At 27.1% G+C, this 22,989-nt stretch carries 7 protein-coding genes; 2 read left to right on the top strand and 5 right to left on the bottom strand.

What is annotated here, in order from left to right:
- Positions 1-66: 66 nt before the first annotated feature.
- Together K4897_RS08840 and K4897_RS08835 are read left to right on the top strand one after the other, a co-directional pair.
- Positions 67-846 (top strand): ABC transporter permease, encoded by a 780-nt coding sequence (locus K4897_RS08840; protein WP_011954617.1) that lies wholly within the window; start codon positions 67-69, stop codon positions 844-846.
- A 10-nt stretch (positions 847-856) separates the two neighbouring features.
- On the top strand, positions 857-1,933 hold the full coding sequence (locus tag K4897_RS08835; protein WP_019265768.1) for an ABC transporter ATP-binding protein: 1,077 nt from the start codon (positions 857-859) through the stop codon (positions 1,931-1,933).
- Here the strand turns inward: K4897_RS08835 and K4897_RS08830 are convergent.
- From K4897_RS08830 to K4897_RS08810, 5 genes are all read right to left on the bottom strand, one after another.
- Complete coding sequence (locus K4897_RS08830) at positions 1,920-2,333, bottom strand: DUF371 domain-containing protein (protein ID WP_250416102.1); 414 nt, start codon at positions 2,331-2,333, stop codon at positions 1,920-1,922. The genes K4897_RS08835 and K4897_RS08830 overlap by 14 nt on opposite strands.
- Positions 2,334-2,541: 208 nt before the next feature.
- Positions 2,542-8,142, bottom strand: a complete 5,601-nt coding sequence (locus K4897_RS08825) for a right-handed parallel beta-helix repeat-containing protein (protein ID WP_250416101.1) — start codon at positions 8,140-8,142, stop codon at positions 2,542-2,544.
- Positions 8,143-8,475: 333 nt separating this feature from the next.
- Positions 8,476-13,590, bottom strand: coding sequence for a carboxypeptidase-like regulatory domain-containing protein (locus K4897_RS08820; RefSeq protein ID WP_250416099.1), 5,115 nt, complete (start codon positions 13,588-13,590; stop codon positions 8,476-8,478).
- Positions 13,591-19,080: a right-handed parallel beta-helix repeat-containing protein gene (locus tag K4897_RS08815; RefSeq protein WP_250416098.1), complete on the bottom strand. Its 5,490-nt coding sequence runs from the start codon at positions 19,078-19,080 to the stop codon at positions 13,591-13,593. It lies immediately after the preceding gene.
- Positions 19,077-22,853, bottom strand: a complete 3,777-nt coding sequence (locus K4897_RS08810) for an adhesin (RefSeq protein WP_250416096.1) — start codon at positions 22,851-22,853, stop codon at positions 19,077-19,079. Before K4897_RS08810 ends, K4897_RS08815 begins: the two co-directional genes overlap by 4 nt.
- Between the last annotated feature and the right edge of the window lie 136 nt (positions 22,854-22,989).

Raw genomic sequence — 22,989 nt, 5'->3', positions numbered from 1 at the left:
TATAAATGATATTTAAATTAAATATTAGTATATTGATACTAATTTATAAATTTTTGTGTGGAAGTTATGTTTAAAGAAATGATTAAAAGAAATACAAGTGAGCATTTCCTACTTAAACAATTAATTAAAAAAAATTTCACTGCTAAATACAAAGATTCAATACTTGGAATCTTATGGAGTTTTATAAACCCATTGTTAACTATGCTTTTATTAACTGCAATTTTTTCAACAATATTTTCTGGAAATATTGCAAATTATCCGGTTTATTTTTTAGCAGGTCGATGTTTATTTGATTTTTTTAGTGCCGGGACAAAAATAGCTATGAATTCCATAAAAGGAAACAGCGGTATCTTAAAAAGAATATTCGTTCCAAGATACATCTTTGCTTTTGGAGGAATATGTTCAGAGTTTATCAATTTCATAATTTCATTAATAATACTTGTTGCCGTAATGTATTTAACAGGCCTTCATTTAACCTTAATGTCAGTATTAGCTATTATTCCTATGATAATACTCTTTGTTATGGTAGTGGGAATCGGATTAATATTATCAATCGTATGTACATACTTTAGAGATATTGAATACCTTTACAACATATTTACAATATTATTGATGTATGCATCCGCTATATTTTATCCTGCAGAGATTATTCCAGAAGCATTAAGACAATATTTATATCTTAATCCTGTGTATTTACTAATTGATCAATTCAGAGACATTATAATGTATAATACATTACCAAATATCATGAGTGTTATTAATACCAGTTTATTTGCTCTTATTGTATTAGTTGCCGGAGTTATAATATTTACAAAATACCAAAGGAAAATTACATTAGAATTGTAGGTTGTTTATTATGAAAAAGAATTTAAGATTTAAAAATAATATAAATAGTGATTCCAACAATCAAAACAGAAATTTTAATCAGAGAAAACAACCAAAAGAAGTTATCTTTGACCTGCAAGATGATTACAACAGAATCCCAAATGATATGCAACAGCCTAAATCTCTACACCCTAATGGTTGGCAGCCATCAAAAAATAATGAAGTTCCAGATTACATAGAACCAATTCATAATAATATATTAGAAAAAGAAACTGCAAAACAACATCAGGATGTTGATAATCTAGTTTCACAATTTATTCCAGACTATCATGAAAAAGTTGCAGTTGAACTTAAAAATGTTTCTTTAAGTTTTAAAATATCTAATGATAAAATTGACAATTTAAAGGAATATGTAATACGTACTATTAAAAGAAACAAAGAAAAAAGCAGAAAATTCAAAGCTCTTGATAATGTTTCATTTAAAATCTACCAGGGAGAAAAAGTTGGAGTAATCGGTTTTAACGGTGCTGGAAAAAGTACTTTACTTAAAATAGTATCTGGTGTTTATGACTGTGACAGTGGAGAAGTAACTACTAACGGAATAATCGCACCGTTACTTTCTTTAGGTGCCGGTTTTGATTATAACTATTCAGGAAAAGACAACATCTTTCTAAATGGTGCTATTTTAGGATATACTGAAAAATTTTTAAAATCAAAATATAATGAAATTGTTGAATTTTCAGAACTTGAAGAGTTTATTAACTTTCCTGTTAAAAACTATTCCTCAGGAATGCTTGCAAAACTTGGTTTCTCAATAGCTACTGTTGTAAATCCTGATATTTTAATTATTGATGAAATCCTGTCTGTCGGAGATGTTAAATTCCAGAAAAAAAGTAATGATAAACTTAAATCACTAATGGGCTCAGGTACTACTGTTTTACTTGTATCACACTCAATTCAACAAATCAGAAACATATGTGATAAAGCATTATGGATTAATGAAGGAAAAGTTGTAGCTTTTGATGAAGTAAATAAAGTCTGTGATGCTTATATTAAAGCAGCTGAAAGTGCAAGTAAAGACCAGCTTAAAAACATCAGTCTAGAATAATTGTAACTTCCATTTCTTTTTCATTTTTCAAATCTTCAATTAAATCCAAATCAAGATCTCTGGAGGCTTTGTCTGCATTTACCATTAAAGTACGGGGACAGACATAATCACTGGTTCTGCAGACAATATCTGTCGGATGAGTTAAAGTCAAATCTTCATGACCAAAGCCGACAATCTCATCATAGCCGTTTTCAGTATCTAATATAACAGTTATTTTAGTGTTTTTATTGGCTATTTTAGCTTTAAACTCATCTGAAAAATCATTCATGGAATTATCCATAGCCACTCCAACAATACAGTCTGCAGCAGGCCCAATTTCTGGATCTTTAGTTATTTCAAAAGTGGATCTGTGCATGGAAGATACATTTTTGTGACCTTTAGTTCTAATTTTAAAAATCATAATTGTAATTTTAAACTGTAAAACTAATAAATATTTTCATTGAATATAATTAAAAATAAGTACCATAATATTAGTGATATATTAGTTAACATGTTGAAAAATTAAATGTTATTTTTATTAAATTAATAGCTATGTTAAAAAATAATAAATATATAAAGTTAAATCTACATGTAAAAAAGAAAAAAAGTAAGAGAATTATGAATTCTCTTTAAGGACTGATTTTTATTGTGTTTCCTGTTTGGAAGTCATTCCAGTAGGAAGTTATAATGTATTCGCCGCTCATTAATCTGATTCCTAAGCTTGCGATACCGTCTTTATTAGTAACTTTATGATAGAAAACACCGTTTACGTTAAATGATACGTTTTGGTTAGCTAATGGCTTACCTTGACCATCTAAAGTTAAAGCAGTGAAATTGCTACCGTCAAGGTACTTCATGGAGAGATCTTTTGTTACTAAAGTTGGCATGACAGTGACTTTGTTTCCAATATCCAAACCATCATACATTGTTGTAATAGTATATTCTCCAGGTCTTAAAGCAATTCCCAAGCTTGCAACACCATTTTCATCTGTTTTTTTGTGATAGAACACACCGTTGATGTTAAATGTTACTTCTTTGTTTACTGCTAAAGATCCGTCTTTATTGTAGACAGTTGCTTCAAATCTGGAAGCATTTAAGTAATATTTGGTTAAGTCATTTTGCATGATTAATGATTTTACGGTTATGTTAAATCCTTTTTCTTCGCCGGTTACAGGGTTGTAAGCAGTTAAAATGTAATTTCCAGGTCTTAACATAATGCCTAAATCAGCTACACCATCCTTATCAGTCTTTTTAGTATAGAAAACACCATTAATATTAAATCTGATTTCCTTATTAGCTATTGCTTTTCCAGTGCTGTCAGTAAACTTAGCATAGAATCTTGTAGCGTTCTGATACATTTTAACTAAATCTTTACTTATAATAGTCGGATTAATAGTTACAGTAATGTTTTTAGAAACTGCATTATACTTATCTGAACCATTATATGAAACAGTAGCTTTGTACACATTAGACGCTAAGTTTAATCCCATGGAAGCAGTACCGTTAGCATCAGTGGTTTTATTGTAAGTTTTACCATTGATAGTAAAGTATACAATAGCATTAGCAATAGGATTACCTAAATAATCAGTTAAAACAGCAACCATTCTGGTACCGTCTTTGTAAATCATTACAATATCTGAAATGTTTAATACTGGATTTCTATCAGGAGATATGTTAACTGCAACAGTTTTATTAACAACACCATTATATGAAACAATAGCATCATATTTGCCTACAGCTAATGGAGGTACAATAACTTTAGCTTCTTTACCTGAAACAGTAGCATTGTAAGTTACACCACCAATAGTTACAAATACAAAACCATTAGCTACATGATCAAAGTCCACAGTAAAAGTAACATTGCTTGCAGAATCTGAATCAGAAACAGAAACATTCATTTGTGTATTTTTAACTGAAACAATAGTCATATTACTTGAGTAAGAATTATCTAAATCTCCAGTATAATTAACAAATATTTCACAAGGACCAGTTTTTTCTGCTAACACATCAAAGGAACCCATACCATTTATTAAACTGATAGTTCCTTTTAAAACACTATTAAGATAAACATTCACACTACCATTTAAAAGTTTGCCATTCTTATCACGAACAACAACATTAACAGTAATATAATCTCCAGTTTGCGGAGCATTATTTGAAATAGTCATATTTGTAAATGTATCAATTCTGTAGAAAGTTACATTTAATTTTAAAATATTTCCATCACTTAAAGTTGCAGTTACAGTCTGATTACCAACACCATTATATGTATAATTAGCAGTTAAACCATTAGAGTTAAGAACACCTTTATTTGGAGTAATTACACCATTAGAAACTGTTAAACTAGCATTAACATCCAAAATAGGTACTTTAGAAACATCATAATAAGAATAATCAGTTCCATTAAAAGCCATATAAACAAGCCTAATAACCTGAACAGGACCAGAAGCATTATCCCCAACCAAAACAGGAACAATCCAACTACCACAAGAAATAGAAGGACTATAAACATAAGTAGGCTCAGAACTATTCCAGAAATTATTATCCAAATAAACTATGTATGCAGTTCCAGAAGCAGTAACTTCAGTGTTATAGAAACTAGATCCAGTAACATTACCTCCTATAAACTGAACACCTCTTTCATTGTTTAAGAATAATGAATTAATAATAGTTATAATATTGTTAACACCATCAGGTAATGAATCATCTTTATGTGTGGAAGATATTGATCCTCTAAATAATACTTGATTAGTCATGTTAATAAATTTAGTATTATTAACAACCCACCATGCATCTCTATAACGCATATCAGGACATGCAAATGCTCCACTATTAATAAATGTTGAGTTAATTAACCAGAATATTGGACGATAATCATTAGTTTGACCATAACCATAATCAATATCCCTTGTATTGTTTTCAAAGTAAGTACCCATAATAGTTACATTACATTTATATCCACTACTACTAAATGCATGAATAGCTGAAATATCTTTTAGGTTTATGAATTTAGAATTAATTACAGTAGCATTTGTACCCTCTAAATAAAGAGCAGAACCTACAGTTTTAGTACCATTATAATTTCCATCAAAAGTTACATTATCCAATAATACTTGTGTAACATTATACCTAGGAATAGAACTGGATGAAATAAAAATATCGCTAACTGCAATTAAACCAGTTAAATAAACTGTACGTCCATTCTTATTTACACCTAAATTACAGTTTATAAACTCAGTATTTGCTACGATTACATTTAATGCTTTAGTAGCTGAATAAACTCCACCACTGGATTCTATGAATTTTGTATTGTTAACTATAAGAGTTGAGAATAGTTTATCTGCAGAAATTCCATGACCAGTAGTATTTCTAAATACACAATCATCCACACTTAAATAATAACCATCAATACGAACAAGACCAACATCAACTGTCTTACCACCACCCTGAGTAGGATATGTAGTAGTTACACCGTTTTTAATTGTTAAGTTTTTTAGGTAAACTTTAACGTTGTCGTATGCTGGGGTAAAGTCAAATATGTATTTATTTTTTTCTGCATCGATAATTGAGGTTTCTTTATTTTCACCAACAATAGTTAAATCTATAAGTGGTGCTAAATCAAGATTAACATTACCTTCACCTTTCAAAGTACCGATAATATGGATTGTTAAGCTTAATGTGTTTTGTGACATTCCGTATTCAAATGCTTTTTTAATGGTTGCAAATGGTTTAGCTAATGAACCATCACCAGATTCATCACTACCTGTTCCAGAAACATAAACATCAAAAACAGACACAGGATTAGCATCAACATTTAACACACCTTTAACAACAGTAGTCTTGTTAATATAATCTCCAGAAGCTGAAATTTCGTATTTTCCATCATTAGCAACAGCAACAAAAGTAGCTACACCATTAACTAATGGAGCAGAACCTTTATAAACACCATTTAAATAAAATTTAATATTATATCCGCTTACTTTAAGACCATCTAAATCAAAAATAGCTTTTAATTCAGACCTAATACTAGAAGAATTAGTAGATACTAAAGTTAAAGTATTAGACATATTTAAACATAAACCACCAGTTATACCATTTGGAGCTATGTAACCATATATGTCATCACCGTCATCTGCTTTGTTATTTTCGAAAATACAGTCTTTTAAAGTTAAAACATTTGAATCATGATAAATAGCTCCACCTTTGGTAGCTTTGTTATTTATGAATTTAGCATTGATAAATGTTCCTCCACCTTTAACAGCACCACCAGATACACCATCATTATTTACAAAAGTATCATTTATACTTGTAAAATTAGCACTTCCTCTATTAATGTATAATCCTTTAACAGTGTTGTTTTCGAAAACATTATTAGAAGATACAAAATTAGCATCACTAACATATATTATTCCATAATCATTAGTGGATTTAGCGGTAATTTTGTTATTTATAAATGTAGAATTATATATTCCTTTTTCAGCACTAATATGACCATTACCTGAGTTATTTTCAAATAAAAGATTGTTTATACTAATAACATTAGTAATAAAACTAGAAGAAACAACATTCTCCCTCATTATAACATCATTTACTTTACCATTAATTTGAATTAAAGTTTTTGCATTACATTTTTCGAATGTACAATTATCAATATTTACAGTGAAATCACCAGAACCTCCTTTAATTAAACCAGCATATTTTTTACTGTATAAATTAGTGAATATAATATTTTTAATGTTAACATTTAGTGTAGTGCCAAAGTTAAATGCATAATCTTTACCATTACCATCAATTATTGTTTTACCATCTACACCAATTATATTAAGATAACCTAATAATTTAGTTAACTCTAAATTAACATTTCCAGTACCTGAATAAGTTCCTTCTAAGAGGTAGATGTTTACATAGATATTTTTAGCAAATGCTTCAGTTATTGCTTTATTAATGGTTTTAAATGGTTTATCTTTTGAACCATCATTGTTATCGTCATCACCATTAGGTGATACATAATAATCTACATAGTCACGGTCAATTTTAACATTTGCAGTAGTTGTTTTAACGATTGCATTGTTATTTAAAGGACCTGAAACTGTAACAATATATTTACCATCATCTAATAATTTAGAAAATGTACCAGTTATAAATCCATTTACAGAGCTTGCACTACCTATTCTAATATCATCTAGATAAAATGTGTAAGAACCTCCATGAATTGGATGACCCATATCATCAGTTGCAGTTGCATTAAGAGTAAAAGTAGAACTAGTTACATCTGCAGTTTTACCTTCAAGGATTGTGACTACTCCATTGAATCCAGAAAATGCAAATATGTAGTTTCCATTTCCACTTTTAGATACACAATTAGTCATAGTATTGTTTTTAAGGTTAAAACTAGACCCATAAATAGCTCCACCACCATTACTTGACCCAGTATCAGTAGTTGATGCATTTTCAAATATACAATTAGTAACATTTACATAACTTAAATAAAGTGCACCACCTTGTCTTGCAACAGATGTATCTTTAAATATATTTCTATTTAAAACAGAATATTTGTTACTATTTCCATTAATATAAATGGAACCTCCAGTTGAATATGTACCGGTACCTTTATTTCTTAAAAAAGTAGAATCATAGATACCTACATAGCTATAAGAAAAAACAGCACCACCATTATTTGTAACTACATTATCTTCAAAGGTAGAAGAATAAATGTTTAAATTAGCAGTGGTCCCAGAGTAAATAGCTCCACCAGAAGTAGCAGAGTTATTTTTAAAGTTACAATTTTGAATAGTTAAATTACCATTGTTGTAAATAGCTCCACCATACTTTGTATAACCATTTATAATGGTTAAATTAGTTAAAACTACAGAACTAGTGGACTTAATATCCATAAATTGAGTTTTGTTTAAATCTATTATAGTTTTATCCGCGCCAGCTCCTATAATGGTTATTGATTTGTTTTCAATTGTTAAACCGTTATTGCCAGTACCAATAAATTTTCCTTCAGATAAGTGTATGTTACTTACATTAGAATCTATTGCTTTATTAATTGTAGCAAAAGGATTATTAACATCACCTACATTATTATCATTTCCTGTTGGACTAACATAAACATCAGAGTTAGAATCACTTAGAACACTGACAGAATTACTATCTTCAGCACTAACACAAGAAATAGATACAATAAATAATATCAATAAAGTTAATATTGCGAGTTTATTTCTCAAAAATTAATCCTCCATTAATTATTACGTCAACATAAATTGACAAATATTATATTTTTATTAACTGATATAAAACTGTTCCTAAAGAAATACAATACTGATTAATAATAAAATATGAAATATTAATCTTACTTGAGCAATTACCCCTCCCAAAATAATTTTTTACCATAGAATTGTAACTATAATTAAAAAATAAAGATTTTATTATTTAAAACTTTAAATTACAGTGAATTTTAAATGAATTAATAAAAAATAAGAAAAAATAAGTCAGAAATTAAAATTTAAAAATCAGATCAGATAAAAAAAAATAAGAAATTTATTCATTAAATGAATAAATTAATTTGTATCAGTTACTTTTAAGGTATTATAAAGTAATTTATCTTCATAATTTCTAATAGAAAATGCTGTGATAATTTTATATACACCTGGGTTAAGATTAATGTTTAATTTTGCATAACCAGTTTCATTAACTGACCTAATATATGAAACACCATTAATTTTAAATGATACTTGCCCACCAGATATTGCATTTCCATTAACATCAATTAATTTTACATAAAATGCCGTACCTTTTTTAACCGTTTCATTAACTGCATCCATATTAACTGCCATATTATAAATCCAAATTTGATTAGTATTAACAATACCATTATATTCAGTTGTTATTGTATAAATATTTGAATTTAAATTAATGCTTAAAGCTGCTACACCATCTTTATCAGTAATTCTAGTATATGAAACACCATTAACTGTGAATTTAACAGTTGCATTAGGTTTAACTTTACCTTCACTATCATAGATAACTACTTTAAATTTAGACCCATCCCTATAATACATTGAAAGATCATCACTATCAATATTAGACAATACATTAATGACATTATGATTAACAAAATCACCACATGAAGTTACAACATCATATTTACCAGGATTAAGATTAATAGATAATTTAGCTTCACCAGAACTATTGGTAACACGTGAATAAACAATTCCATTAATAGAAATACTAATTAGTTTACCTTCAATAGGATTTCCAGCATTATCCACAAATTTAACAATAAATTGACTTCCATTTCTTAAAATTTTAGTTAAATCCTTAGAGATGATTTGAGATAAAACTGTAACTGAACTATTAACAAATGATTCAGTCCAATCTCCATAACCTTCAAAAGTGACATTTACATGATAGACACCAGGAGCCAAATTAATATTTAATTTAGCCTCACCTGAGCTATTTGTTATTCTAGTGTATTTCACACCATTAATAGATATAACAACTTCCATATTTGAAATAGGATTGCCATAAATATCCTGCAAACGGACAATATATTGAGTACCGTTTTTATAGAACTTAACTAAATCATTAGCAACTAAAATAGTAGCATATGGATTGAAATCATCAACTGTATCAACTACTATCAAAGTACTTGCATAATTACTGCCATCATACCATTCATTATCATTAAAATCAATTTTCAATAAATAATTACCAATATCTAACTTACATGTTAAATTAGCAATACCTTCACCATTTGTTTTAACTTTAAATATCTGTTTGACACCAGTAGCTTGACTAATTGCTGTAATGATAATTGTTTCATTAACAAGTAAGCGTCCATAAATATCAGTTAATTTAACCAAATAACTATTCATAGTACTATCAAAAATGATTACTGAACTTGCAGAAATTTGAGTAGGTACATGATTAATAGTCATATCTCCTTCAGCAGAAGATGGAGAATTCAATTTATTTCCAGCATATTTTACATAAACATTATACTTGCCAGGGACTAAATTAATAACAACACCTGCACGACCATTTTCATTAGTAGTAACTTTAAATGCTTGGGAAACTTTACCATCAGACAATATTATTTCAACAGTTTCATTAAATAAAACCCTATAATTATTATCTCTAAGCAATACTGTTAAAGTATTGCCTCTACCATTAAATAAAGACTGTTCAATAATTACATTAGTGCCAATAGACAATATATTGAATAAACCAGTACTTGAAGACCCATAATGCCAATTATCACCAGAATAACTTACATTAACATTATAATTCCCACCAGATAAATTAAGGTAGAATCCTGCTTGACCTTTCCAATCAGTAAGGGCATATCTCTTATAAATATTTCCATCAGATGAAGTTATGGTAAATAAAATCATCTGGTTAACCATAGCATCCCCTAAATTATCATAAACATGAGCATAAATGAAATTACCATTTCCATAAAATGTTTGATCTCCCTTAATAAATATAGATGTATAATATGGCATTACAACTAATTTAGCACTCCCTTGTGTTGGTTTAAAATAATTATCTCCATCATAACTAGCTTTAAAAGTATAATTACCCATACTGCAATTAATAATTAAAGTAGCTACTCCTAAAGCATTAGTTGTTAATATGTGTTTTTGATAAACATTAGTTCCATTTAAAATCAACAAAGTAACTGTTTTATTAGATACAACATAACCGTTTACACTTTTTAAAATAAAAGAGTAAGAAGTTCCTTTACCATAAACAATAATATCTCTTAAATCAAATACTGTGTTTTTATTATAAAATACTAAACTAATTGTTTGATTATCAACACGAAGACTAGCTGAAATATCCTCACCATTGAATGAAATATTTACCTTAGCTTGATTATTAATTAATGGAATAACATTAGGATTAATTTTAACCATTGAAGATTCGAATATAGCTATTCTAGAAGGCAGTTTACCAGTAATATTATAAATATTACCTTTACTATCTGTTACTTTATTTAAACTACCAATTAATGTATTATCTTCAATATCAAATGTTAATATAACCCAATTTTTAACATTGACAGTGCCTGCAGCCTTATAAATATTCTCATCATTTGGACCTCTGTTAGATCCCCACCAGCAATCAGAAACAAATACTTCACCACCTTTATTGAAAATATCTTTACCAAATACTGCATTATTATTATAAAATATAGAATTTGTAATATCTAGTTTAGAATAATAAAGTTTTCCAGGACTTACAGTTGTTCCATCATTATAAAATACACCACCATAAAATACGGAATTATTTTCAAAAGTACAATAATCTACAGTCATATTTCCGCCATTTAATATTAATCCTTCCCCACTACTGTTTCTATGGTCTTGAGCATAATAATTTGTATTATTTCCAAAATAACAGTTATATAAATAAATATTATCACCATAGTGGACAAAAGAAGTACTTATAATAACATCTTTATTTTTAGTAAAATTTGAATTAACAATAGATTGCATATTTCTAATTATTGGAATTAAAAATCCTGTTGAAAAACCTACAGACGGACCATAATCTTCAGTTATTAATGTATTATTTAATACTCCAGTTGTTAATGAATAAATAGATCCATGATTACGTATAAATCTTGAATTATCTACTAAAAATGATTTAGATGCATTTACACGAACAGCAGATGCTGTATTATCCTTAAATGTACAATTATCAATTAAGACATTTTCTGCACCTACATTAATTATAAATGAAGGGCTAACAACATCTGCTTTATCAATATAATTTTTACTATCCCAAGTAGTTCCCCACTCCATTGCTTTACAGTTAGTAAATACTGAGTTTTCAATAGTCACATCAAAGTGTTTAAAATAATTACTTCCAGTATAAAAGTATGATCTAATAACAATATCTTCTAAATTACTGAAAACAGAATTATTGATAATTAAATCATTACTAGTGTAAATTATACTTTGATTAGAGAAATATTGATAATGCTGTGCTTCATTACCTTTAAATACATATTTATTTCCACCATTAGCATCTTTAATAATACAATTATCAATGACTGTTTTTCCAGAGTTATTTACAAGTGGAATGAATTTTGATTTATCCATAGCAGATAATGTTAATCCTTTTAATGTTAGAACACCTCTTGGACTAATAGTAAACATTGTATGGAAATCATCCCTACATAATTTAACTTCACCATTATAACTAGAAAAGGTTAAAGTTTTATTAATTAAAAGTCCGGAATTATACAATCCAGAATAACTTCCTTTTCCGATGAAAATAATGTCTCCATTTAAAGCTACACTAACTGCTTTAGTTAAAGATTTGTATGGATTATTAATAGACCCATCTCCTTTTTCATCAGAACCTGAAGTTGAAACATATATTTTTCCATTATTAAATCCAGAACCTACTGTTAAAGTAGCAAAAGAATCATCAAACATTGCAAATATTAATGTGTTTTTAGAATTATCAAAGTAAGTAGTTAAAAATGCATTATTTATTAAATATCCTCCATTTTCTTTGAATCTGCCATTATCTGCTTCAAGTTGAATATAAACAGAAGGTAAACGAACATCAGAAGGTAAATTATATGTAGATTTTCCATTACATGCCTTAAAAGTAACTAAAACATCAACAACTGATTTAGATTTAATTATAGAACTTCCAGTGTTTTTATCTACGAAAATCATAATCAACCATCTATTAGCCTGTTTAGGGATATTTTCATTAGAACACCAGAAATTATTATCAATACTTAATCTTGAATTAACAAAATCATAGGTATTTATAAATGAATAACTGATATCTACAACAGAGTTTGATGTATTAATTAAAGTTACATAAGATTCTTTAATATATATACCACTATCTTTAACAAAAATATCAGAATTTTCAGTGAAGTATGAAGATGAAATATCTATTAAACTTTCTACTTTTTGATATTTATTTGATGAAATATTATTATCGATAAATCTGGAATTTGAAATAAACATATCATATGTATTTAAAATAGCTTCACCTTCTGCAGCAGTATTAGATTCAAATAATGAATTAACAATATTTGCAAAACCAAAATTGGTTATAGCTCCACCATAATATTTTGCAGTATTATTCTTAAATTCAGAATTATTAACAGTTAAATTTCCATAATTCAATATAATACCTGCTCTTAAACCAGTTGCATTATCAAAGAAACTATTTTCAACATTAAGATTACCATAATTTACAATAGCACTATATGTTTTAACAGTTGAATATTCGGTATTTAGAAATTCAATATTTTTCAAAGTTAAAGAACCTTTATCTGTAATATAAAATATATAATCAGTATATTTTCCATTAATTACAGCTGTTCCATCATAAGATTCAATAGTAATTGTTTTATTAATAATTATCCTACTGTTATCCGAAGTATAATAATTTCCACCTTTAATATGAATTACAGAGTTGTTATCTACTGAATTAACAGCATCTTTAATATTATTCATAGGATTGTTTAATGCACCATTCCCACCAATTGTTGCATTTGAATCAACATAAATTGAATCAGTTGCCGGAGCATCATTTACAACTGTAGAATTTAATTCTTCAGCAGATATAGCTCCTAATGAAACCATGAACAATATGAATAATGATAAGATTAAAATTGGTCTAAATTTATTCATTTATTCATCCTCCTTTTTAGAATTACGTTTATATCCAAATATTATTAATAACAAAATTATTGCTAAAACTACAATACCATACATAAAATTATCATCAGATAATACTTTTTTAACATTTTTATTAAGTTCATACATCATGTTTGATGATTGGGCTGCAGAACCTGCATCACTTCCACCAGCACCGGAACTGGAAGAAGATCCCAGATCACCTAGTGAACCTTGGTTTGAGTAAACAGTTCCATTAAATCCAGTTCCTGAACCTAATATTCCACCATTATTTCCAGAGCTTCCACCATTAGAACTTCCACTTCCAGAACCTCTACCATTACCATTACCAAAACCATTTCCAGTACCAGAACCTATACCTGTTCCAAAACCACCAGAATTTGAACCTGATGTTAATGATCCGCCAGTATTCGGACCAATAATTGGATTATTAGTTGATTGACCAGGTCTTGGATTATTTCCAGGATTGTTTGGATTATTATCCTGATTTGGATGACTAATAGTAGACCAAGTAATTTTATTTTTAACCCATTCCCTATAATATTGCGCATTTAACCATACATCTTCTCCAGGACCATTATTACTACCCCACCAATTACCATTTAAATCTATATTATTAACTGGTTTTATAGGGTAAAATATGTTAACTGAAAGGGAATTTTTACCATCTCCGCCAAAATTATTATAAATATTAGAATTTTTAACATTCATATTTAAATCCATAACATAAAACGCCCCACCAGTATAAAATCCTTTATTATTATGAATTGTCGAATTATAAATATTTAAAGTACCAGTAACATGATTTCCAACACGTTCACCATAGAAAACTATAGCTCCACCATGTTCAGCATTATTATCTGTTATATTACATAAATCCATAGTTATATTTGATTTCCAGGCGTCTATTGCACCTCCACTATAACTTGCAGAGTTTTTAAAGAATGTGGAATTATAAATTTTAGCATTGGATTTTGTGAAATACAATGCTCCACCACTATCACCTCCAATTTCATTTGATGTAAATGAAGAATTAGCAATATTTACATTAGCATTTGCAATAAATATAGCTCCCCCACCACCTGCAAAACAGGTATTTTTATCAAATATGGAGTTAATTATTTTAAGATTATGTTTTTTAACATCAGTGATACTTACAATAGCTCCACCCCAATTAAATGCTCTATTAGATGTGAAATTTGAATTATAAATATATAAATCTCCACGGTTGTAGATAGCTCCTCCGGAACCTAAACGAACACCAAAATCATCTTCTTCAAGAAGATATTCTGCATCAACTTTATTATCAGCAAAATTACAGTTATCAATAGTAAGAGTGCCTTTTCCTAAATTATAAATCGCTCCTCCAGAACCTTTAATATAACAACTATTATTAGTGAAATTTGATGATTTAATATCTAATTTATTATAATTAGCTATAACCCCGCCATTTTTCGCTTTATTTAGTGAAAATATAGAATTTACTATAACTAATTCTCCATAATTTACAATAGCTCCACCATAAGTTAAAGCTGTAGAATTTATTATTGAAACATTTTCTAAGTATAATTTTCCTAAATTGCAAAATGTTGAACCAGAAACTGAATATGCATTCATAAATTTAATATTATATACTTTTAATGAACCAGATTTTGTAATATTAAATAGACTACCTTCACAATTAACAATAACATCACCTAATCCCTTAATATTAACTACTTTTGAAATAATAATATTAGATTCAATATATTTACCTGCAATTACATAAACTATTCCTTTATTAATTACCTTACTTAAAGCATGTTTTATTGTTCTAAATGGATTGTTAATAGATCCATTACCTAATTCATCACTACCATCAGGTGATACATAAACATAATAAAGTTCATTATTAGTTAAATTAGCTGATGGTGCATATATCGCATTATCAGAGTATCTGTTCCAATTATCACTAATTAAATAATTGTCAACAATTGAAATTTTATTAGAATCTGCATCTACATAAATTGCATATTCATTTCCAGAAGTATAATTAGAGATAATACTATTTTCTAAAATCAATACATTAGAAGAACCACTTGATAAATAAATACCAGTTTGACCTACATTAGGTGCTAATGGCCTATTATTTAAAGTTCCATTTATTGTGAAATCATTATACCTTATTATATCTCCAGATGTTTTATATCCAAAGTAACCATAAGAACCACCATCAGCTGTAGCGATTAATATATTACTATCAACTAAGGTATTTTTAGCTTCAATTGAGTTAATTAAACAGACAATTGAACCTTTTGCATCAATAAAATTACGAATAATTTTTGTATTTGCAGTCCAAATAGTACTCATAAATACTTTGAAATCATGAGAATAAATATTATAAACACCATATGCAATATTACCTGCAGTTAATTTTATATTATTATCCATTATAATTGTATTATCTGCCATTGCAACATAAATACCAATTACATATTTAGTTGAATCAATTATAATATTATTATTTGAAATTATATTGTTTTTAGGACTTAATCCATAATATCCATCATAATAATTATAAATAGTAATTCCTGTTAATGAAGCACTACCTTTCATATTAATAGTATTGTTATTAATTAAATTGTCAAAACTTTCACCAGTTATTATAATAGCTGAAACATCCTTAGAAGATATTAAATTAATATTAACATTTTCAATAGTAATGTTTCTTGCAAAATTCAAATTAAATGCTGTATTCCCAACTAAATCAAAATTTAAATTTCTAATAGTTGAATTACTTGATTTTGAATTAAAATTTAAAGTTGCATCAATTACTGAAGTTTTATAATAAGAATCTAAAGTAACTACTTGATTAAAAATTAAATTATAATGTTTTAATTTTAAATTATCAAAAAGTAAAATGTCTTTTTGAGTTATTAATGAGTTACTAAATATTCCCTGTGAATCAAAGAATGTTTCAATATTTCCATCATAAATTACATATTTATTTTCATTTAAAATTACGTTTCCATCAATTAACTTTAAAGCATTTGAATAAATTATAGAATTTATTACTTCAACATTATTTAAACCTTTATTAACAAAAGTTGCACTGCTTTTAGATACTCCAATTAAATTAATGAAAGTAGAATTTAACAAAATATTACTATTATTTGAGAAATTCAAAGATTTTACCAAATTAGCAAATGCACTAATATTATTGTTATTCATAATAAAATTATTAGAATTAATTATTTCTAATGGAGAAACAACTTTAGTAGATCTGGCTATTAAATTGTTATATGAGATATTTAAATTATTAGAATTATCAACTAAAACAATGTCAAATACTCCATTTCCCTGAATATGAATAGTATTGTTAACTAAATTAGATACATTTACTGAATTTATAACAATTCCCTTAGCTGTTTTATTTCCTTCTAAAATTACACTATTATTATTAATTGTGATATTATTTGAATGACTAAGTAAAATACCCTGAATTAGTCTATTTTCACCTGTGACATATACATCATTTGATACAATATTGATGTTGTTTGATGAATTTATAGAAATTCCAAAAACATCTTTCATTTTAGAAGTTAACATCATATTAATTTGTTCTAAAGTCACATCATTTACATCATTTAAAACAATTGCACTTTTATCTGTGTTTTTAAAGTTTAGTGACTTAATTGAAGTTCCACTTGCTCCAGATACTAAATATAAAGTAACATTAGATAATATATTAACTGATCCACCATTTAATATAGTCATTTTCTGATTAATTACCATATCCTTATTAGAAAGCTTTGTAATTACTAAAACAATAGACTTAATATTATCAAATTTAAAATATCCATTCTCATTAAAATAGACATAGAAATTATCATCACTAATAACTATACCACTATAATTCAAAAACACACCATTAACAATATTATCCCTAACAACATTTGAAAATGGATCAGTAATATTCTCAACAATACCAATTGCAGCATTTGTAGTAATATTATTATATGTAATAGTAGTATTATAAACAGTTCCCACTAAATAAATCCCATATGACTTAGTATTGATAACATTATCACTAATATTATTATAATTTAATCTACCTTGATTAATTTTTACATAATAAAAAGCTTTTAATACACCACGAGTATAATAATATACTTCAGATGCTGCATCAACATAAACTCCATACAAATTAGAAGATATTTTATTTCCACTAACAATATTTTTAGAAGATAATATATAAATTCCAGAATCAACAGCTGTTTGAATAGTATTATTTAATATATTAGTATTAGTTTTAGCTACTCTAATCCCTTCACCAAAATTACTCACTTTAATATTATTATTTACTATTACTGCATTTTCACCTTCAACATTAACTGCATAATACCCATCAACTAAACTAATAGTATTAGATATTAAAGACGCATTTTCCCCAGATACCCAAATTCCAATTGAAGAATTTGTTATCATATTATTCTTAACAACAATATTATCATTCAATACAGCTATAGCCATAGTCATATCTATGAATGTATTGTTCTCAACAGTTAAATTATCACTATTAACAGATAAACCTAAACTTTCTATGCCTATTATAGTATTCCCTTTTACTATAGAGTTTGAACCTAAACCACTAATACCATCATAAACATTAGCAATAGTATTATTTATAATATATACATTACAATTACTTAAAAGAGACATACCTATAACCCATTCAGAGTTCCTATTTAAAGAACATATATAATTATTACTAAATGTATTATTATAACATACACCATGACCACCAAAATAATCCGCATGACCCCATGGATTATAGTAGATTACATTAGCTAAAGTAGATTGGAAATAATTACCATCAAATATATTATTATCACATTCACTCATAGGTACACAAGTACTCATTGTACTTACAAATTTATTTTTATATATTTTATTATTAGATGATGCACCCATCGGTAATGCAAATACACCCCTACCTTCTGCTAATTGAACTGAGTTATTATAGATATAATTGTTATTTGTATAGAATAAACCAATACCATTTAAATCAATACTTTGTATACCATCAACAACATAATGTGCTTTATCATTAATAATAGTTAATCCATGAACACTAGAACCATCACTACCTTTAACTAGCTTAACATAACCATTTTTAATAATATCACCATTATGCATAGTAGTGATTTCTAGTTGTTTATTGATAACAAATGTTTTATCTGTAACATTACCAATATGTATTCTATCTCCATCATTGATATTAGACTCGGGATTCATCTCACCTGAATAAACATCAAAATAATCATCATAATTATCATCAGTAATATTAATTATATTACCAGTATAAACATTATCACATACAATAACATCATCACTTGGTGAAGTAAATATAGTATTATTACTATTTTCAGCATATAATGGTGTGAATACTACAATAGCTATAATTGCATATATTACTAATAATATACATTTATTAAACCTCATAAGTAACCTCCACTAACTGTTATAATATTATTCATAGTTTTAGCTTCATATGCATTAGATAATAAACCAGAAGTTATCATATAATGACCTGGATTAAGATTAATTTTAAGAGATGCAACACCTAAATCATCAGTTTCACGATAATACATTACTCCATTAACAAATATTCCAACTTTTTGTCCGATGATTGGATTTGACAAAGCATCAGAAAATTTAACCTTATAAAAAGTACCTTGTTGAATATGGATACTAGATGAAACTATAGTAACAGGCATAGCTGCAATTGAAATGGTATTATAAACAGTTTTTCCATCATAACTTGCTGAAATACCATAAACACCAGGATTAAGATTTATATTTAAATAAGCAACACCATTAGAGTCTGTTAATTTATTATAAGTAACTCCATTAACTGTAATTGCCACTTCTTTATTAGATACAATTTTTCCATTAGAATCATATAATTTAGCTGCAAATCTTGTTCCATCTTTATAAAACATGGATATGTCACTAGTTTCAATTGTTGATAAAACATTAACAGAACTTGAAACAACTTCCTGACCATCAGTTACAGCAAAAATATAATTATTCGGATTTAATCTAACATTAAGTCTAGCTTCACCACTACCATTAGTAATACGATTATATTGAACACCATTTGCAATAATAGCTAATGAAGCATTTGTTTTTGGAGTTCCATCATCATTTACCAATTTAACAATAAATTTATTATTATCTACAAATTTTGTAATTATCTTGGATAAAACAACTATTTTATTGGTATTTAATGATTTAACATAATTATCATCATCTTCAAATAAAACAGTTATATTATAAACACCTGGGAAAAGGTTTATAGACAATCTGGCTTCTCCTTTATCATTAGTTATTTTATTATAAGTAACACCATTAATTGTGATTTTAACTATTTTACCAACTAGAACATTACCTAAAACATCTTTAAGGACAACATCAAACTGGGATCCGTTTTTATAATATTTAGTTAAATCTTTAGAAATAATAACTGTTTCAAGAGGAATTGAAGATATTCTTAATATAGCTGAATTTGAAGAATCTGCATATTTATTATTTCCTTTATAAATAACTGAAATATTATAAAATGATTTACTTTCATCAACTGTGATAGATTTACTGATAGCTAATCCAGTAACATTATTTGAACTTATTAATTTATTATTTAAATAAATTTCAACAATACCGAAATCAACTGCCAATCCTGTTTTATTATCCTTAATATTTACATTAATTTCAACTATGTCCCCTATTTTAGCTGTTTTTTGAGATAAATCTATATTAGTATCTACTTTATGCTGATTATAAAGAGTTATATTTAATTTAGTATTATCTGTAAAGCTAACCACTACATTTCTATCATCATTAGCCGTATTAATAAATTCAAAGATATCATTAATCAATGTACCAGAATCTAAAGAATTACTTCCTTTGGAAGTTATTAAAATAAATCTAACCGGTTTTACCGGAACATATCTAACATCATAATTTTTATAATTACTTCCATCAAATAATTTATAAGAAATAACTACTTTATAGCTATCATTAAATAAGTTTTCTGCAGATAAATGTTTAACAATCCAATAATTTAATTTAACATTTGCAGTTGTATCAATCATATTTTTAGGATTGTTATTATTCCAATAATTATAATTAAAATCTAAATTTCCCTTCTGATTATCATTATTAACAATGATTACTTTATTATTATAAAAACTTGAATTTCCAACAGTTATGGTATTTCCTCTAAATTCCACATTTCCTCCATCAAACAAACATCCATTAAAATTACTTTTATAATCATTAATTGAACTGAAAGTTAAAGAGTTTATATTTATAAAAGAAGAATTACAAACATCCCATATCATTCCATTAACAGACCCGCTTAACCAGTTACTATTTTTAAATACAGAATTATCTATTTTCACAAAGGATTTATCATAAGCAACTGCAAAATTGCAATCATTATCTGCATAATTAACATAACTCATAGTAACATTTGTATTACTTGCTCCTAAAAACTTACATCTGGAATCAAAGCTTTTTAAATTTTTAAATGTTGAATTAAAAAACTCCAAATAAACATTTTCTGTATTAACTGCTGTAGAATAAAAAATATCTGTTGAAGAATAATTATTTACAATACAATTATAAAATCTTGCATTAGCATCATAATTAAATAAAACACCACCATAGAATCCCAAGTGTTTTGAATCTACAAATGATGAACTAATAACCTTTAAATTAGCCAAATCATAATTGGATATTGAAGAACCTATAATATTTTTAAAAATACAATTATCAATAGTTAAATCTGCATAATTAGAAATAACCCCAATATTATTTTCTTTTTTATATCCTGTGCTTTTAGCTTTAAAATTAATTAAATTTAAATTAGATAAAACATATTTAAATCCGGAAATTGATCTTTCATTAGCTGCAAACCAATTAGAACCACTTCCATCAATTATGACTTTAGAACCAATACCTGCAATTTGAATATTCATACTACTTGGCAAACTGATATTAGTATTGCCTGCTCCACTATAAACTCCATCTAACAAATACACTTTCAAGTTATATACATTACCCGCTGATTTAGCAATTGCATTAGCTATTGTAGCATAAGGATTATTAAAAGACCCGTTACCATTTTCATCATTACCATTAACAGAAACATACACTACAACTTCATTAGAGTACTTTCCATCATAATCAGCAGGATAAATATTACTTTCCAAAACACCATTAACACTTGAGTTAATTCTCAAAATATTGGAAATACTATTTAAGTATTTAGGTTCAGAATAATAAGATCCACCTACTCCATTATTTCCTGTAACACTAGAATTAATAAAAGAATCATTAAATAAGTTACAGTTTATCATATAAATAGATCCGCCTTTGGCATATTCCCAGTTTGTTCTGAAACTTGTTGAAACAACATAATTATTAATAAAATTACTGTTTTTCACAGAAGGAACATTATTTAAATAAGCACCTACATAAATAGCTCCTCCAGAAATTGCATTTAAACAGTTACCCTTTGCAAAATTACCTACAAATCTGCAGGAATCAACTAATAAATCACTTTTTAATGAATAAACAGCTCCACCATTAGCATTCCCATATTCATCATTACAGGTAACTGAATTATTAATAAATACTGAGTTATAAATTTTACAATCCCCATTTTCTATAGAAGATATAGCTCCCCCGGCATTGAATGCAAAATTATTCCTGAAAATACAGTTATCAACTAACAATGTACCGGAATTGCATATTGCACCACCTTCAACACTTTTACAATCAACAATAGATAAATCTCTTAAAGTAACTACAGAATCAGCATATATATTAAATGCATAATATGCACTACTTCCTTTAATTATAGTTTTATCAGCTCCTGCACCAACAATAGTTATTGAACCACCTTGGCTTAAATGAGCTTTATTGATTGATATCATTACATTTCCATTTCCTTCAAATGTACCTTCCCCTAAATGAATAACAACATTATCACGAGGATTAGATACTTCTACTGCTTTATTTATTGAATTAAATGGACTATTAAGTTGACCGGAGTTACTATCATCTCCACCTAAATCAACATAAAATTCATTTCCATCATAATCCTGAGCAACTATGCTGGAATTAGTATTTTCATCAGTTGCAGAAACTACAGACAAACATAGTAAAAACAATAAAATAAAAAATACTGTTAAGAATTTTTTCCTCATAAAACACCTCATAATTTTATATAATAATAAAATAACTTTATTATGAAGTCAATTATGTTTTTATTAATAAATAAAGTTAATTGAAATATATTTAAAAAAGCATTAAGAAAATAAAAAAAATATATAATAAACTATT

The organism is Methanobrevibacter sp. TLL-48-HuF1 (genome assembly GCF_023617305.1).
Classification (GTDB): domain Archaea; phylum Methanobacteriota; class Methanobacteria; order Methanobacteriales; family Methanobacteriaceae; genus Methanocatella; species Methanocatella intestini.
Note: the sequence above shows the minus strand (reverse complement) of the source record. Positions and strands in the feature narration are given on the sequence as shown.

What these genes read in the sequence shown, in the direction of transcription:
- K4897_RS08820 (WP_250416099.1), bottom strand. Translation starts at nt 13,590, where the DNA reads ATGAATAAATTTAGACCAATTTTAATCTTATCATTATTCATATTGTTC.
- K4897_RS08815 (WP_250416098.1), bottom strand. Translation starts at nt 19,080, where the DNA reads ATGAGGTTTAATAAATGTATATTATTAGTAATATATGCAATTATAGCT.
- K4897_RS08840 (WP_011954617.1), top strand. Translation starts at nt 67, where the DNA reads ATGTTTAAAGAAATGATTAAAAGAAATACAAGTGAGCATTTCCTACTT.
- K4897_RS08835 (WP_019265768.1), top strand. Translation starts at nt 857, where the DNA reads ATGAAAAAGAATTTAAGATTTAAAAATAATATAAATAGTGATTCCAAC.
- K4897_RS08830 (WP_250416102.1), bottom strand. Translation starts at nt 2,333, where the DNA reads ATGATTTTTAAAATTAGAACTAAAGGTCACAAAAATGTATCTTCCATG.
- K4897_RS08810 (WP_250416096.1), bottom strand. Translation starts at nt 22,853, where the DNA reads ATGAGGAAAAAATTCTTAACAGTATTTTTTATTTTATTGTTTTTACTA.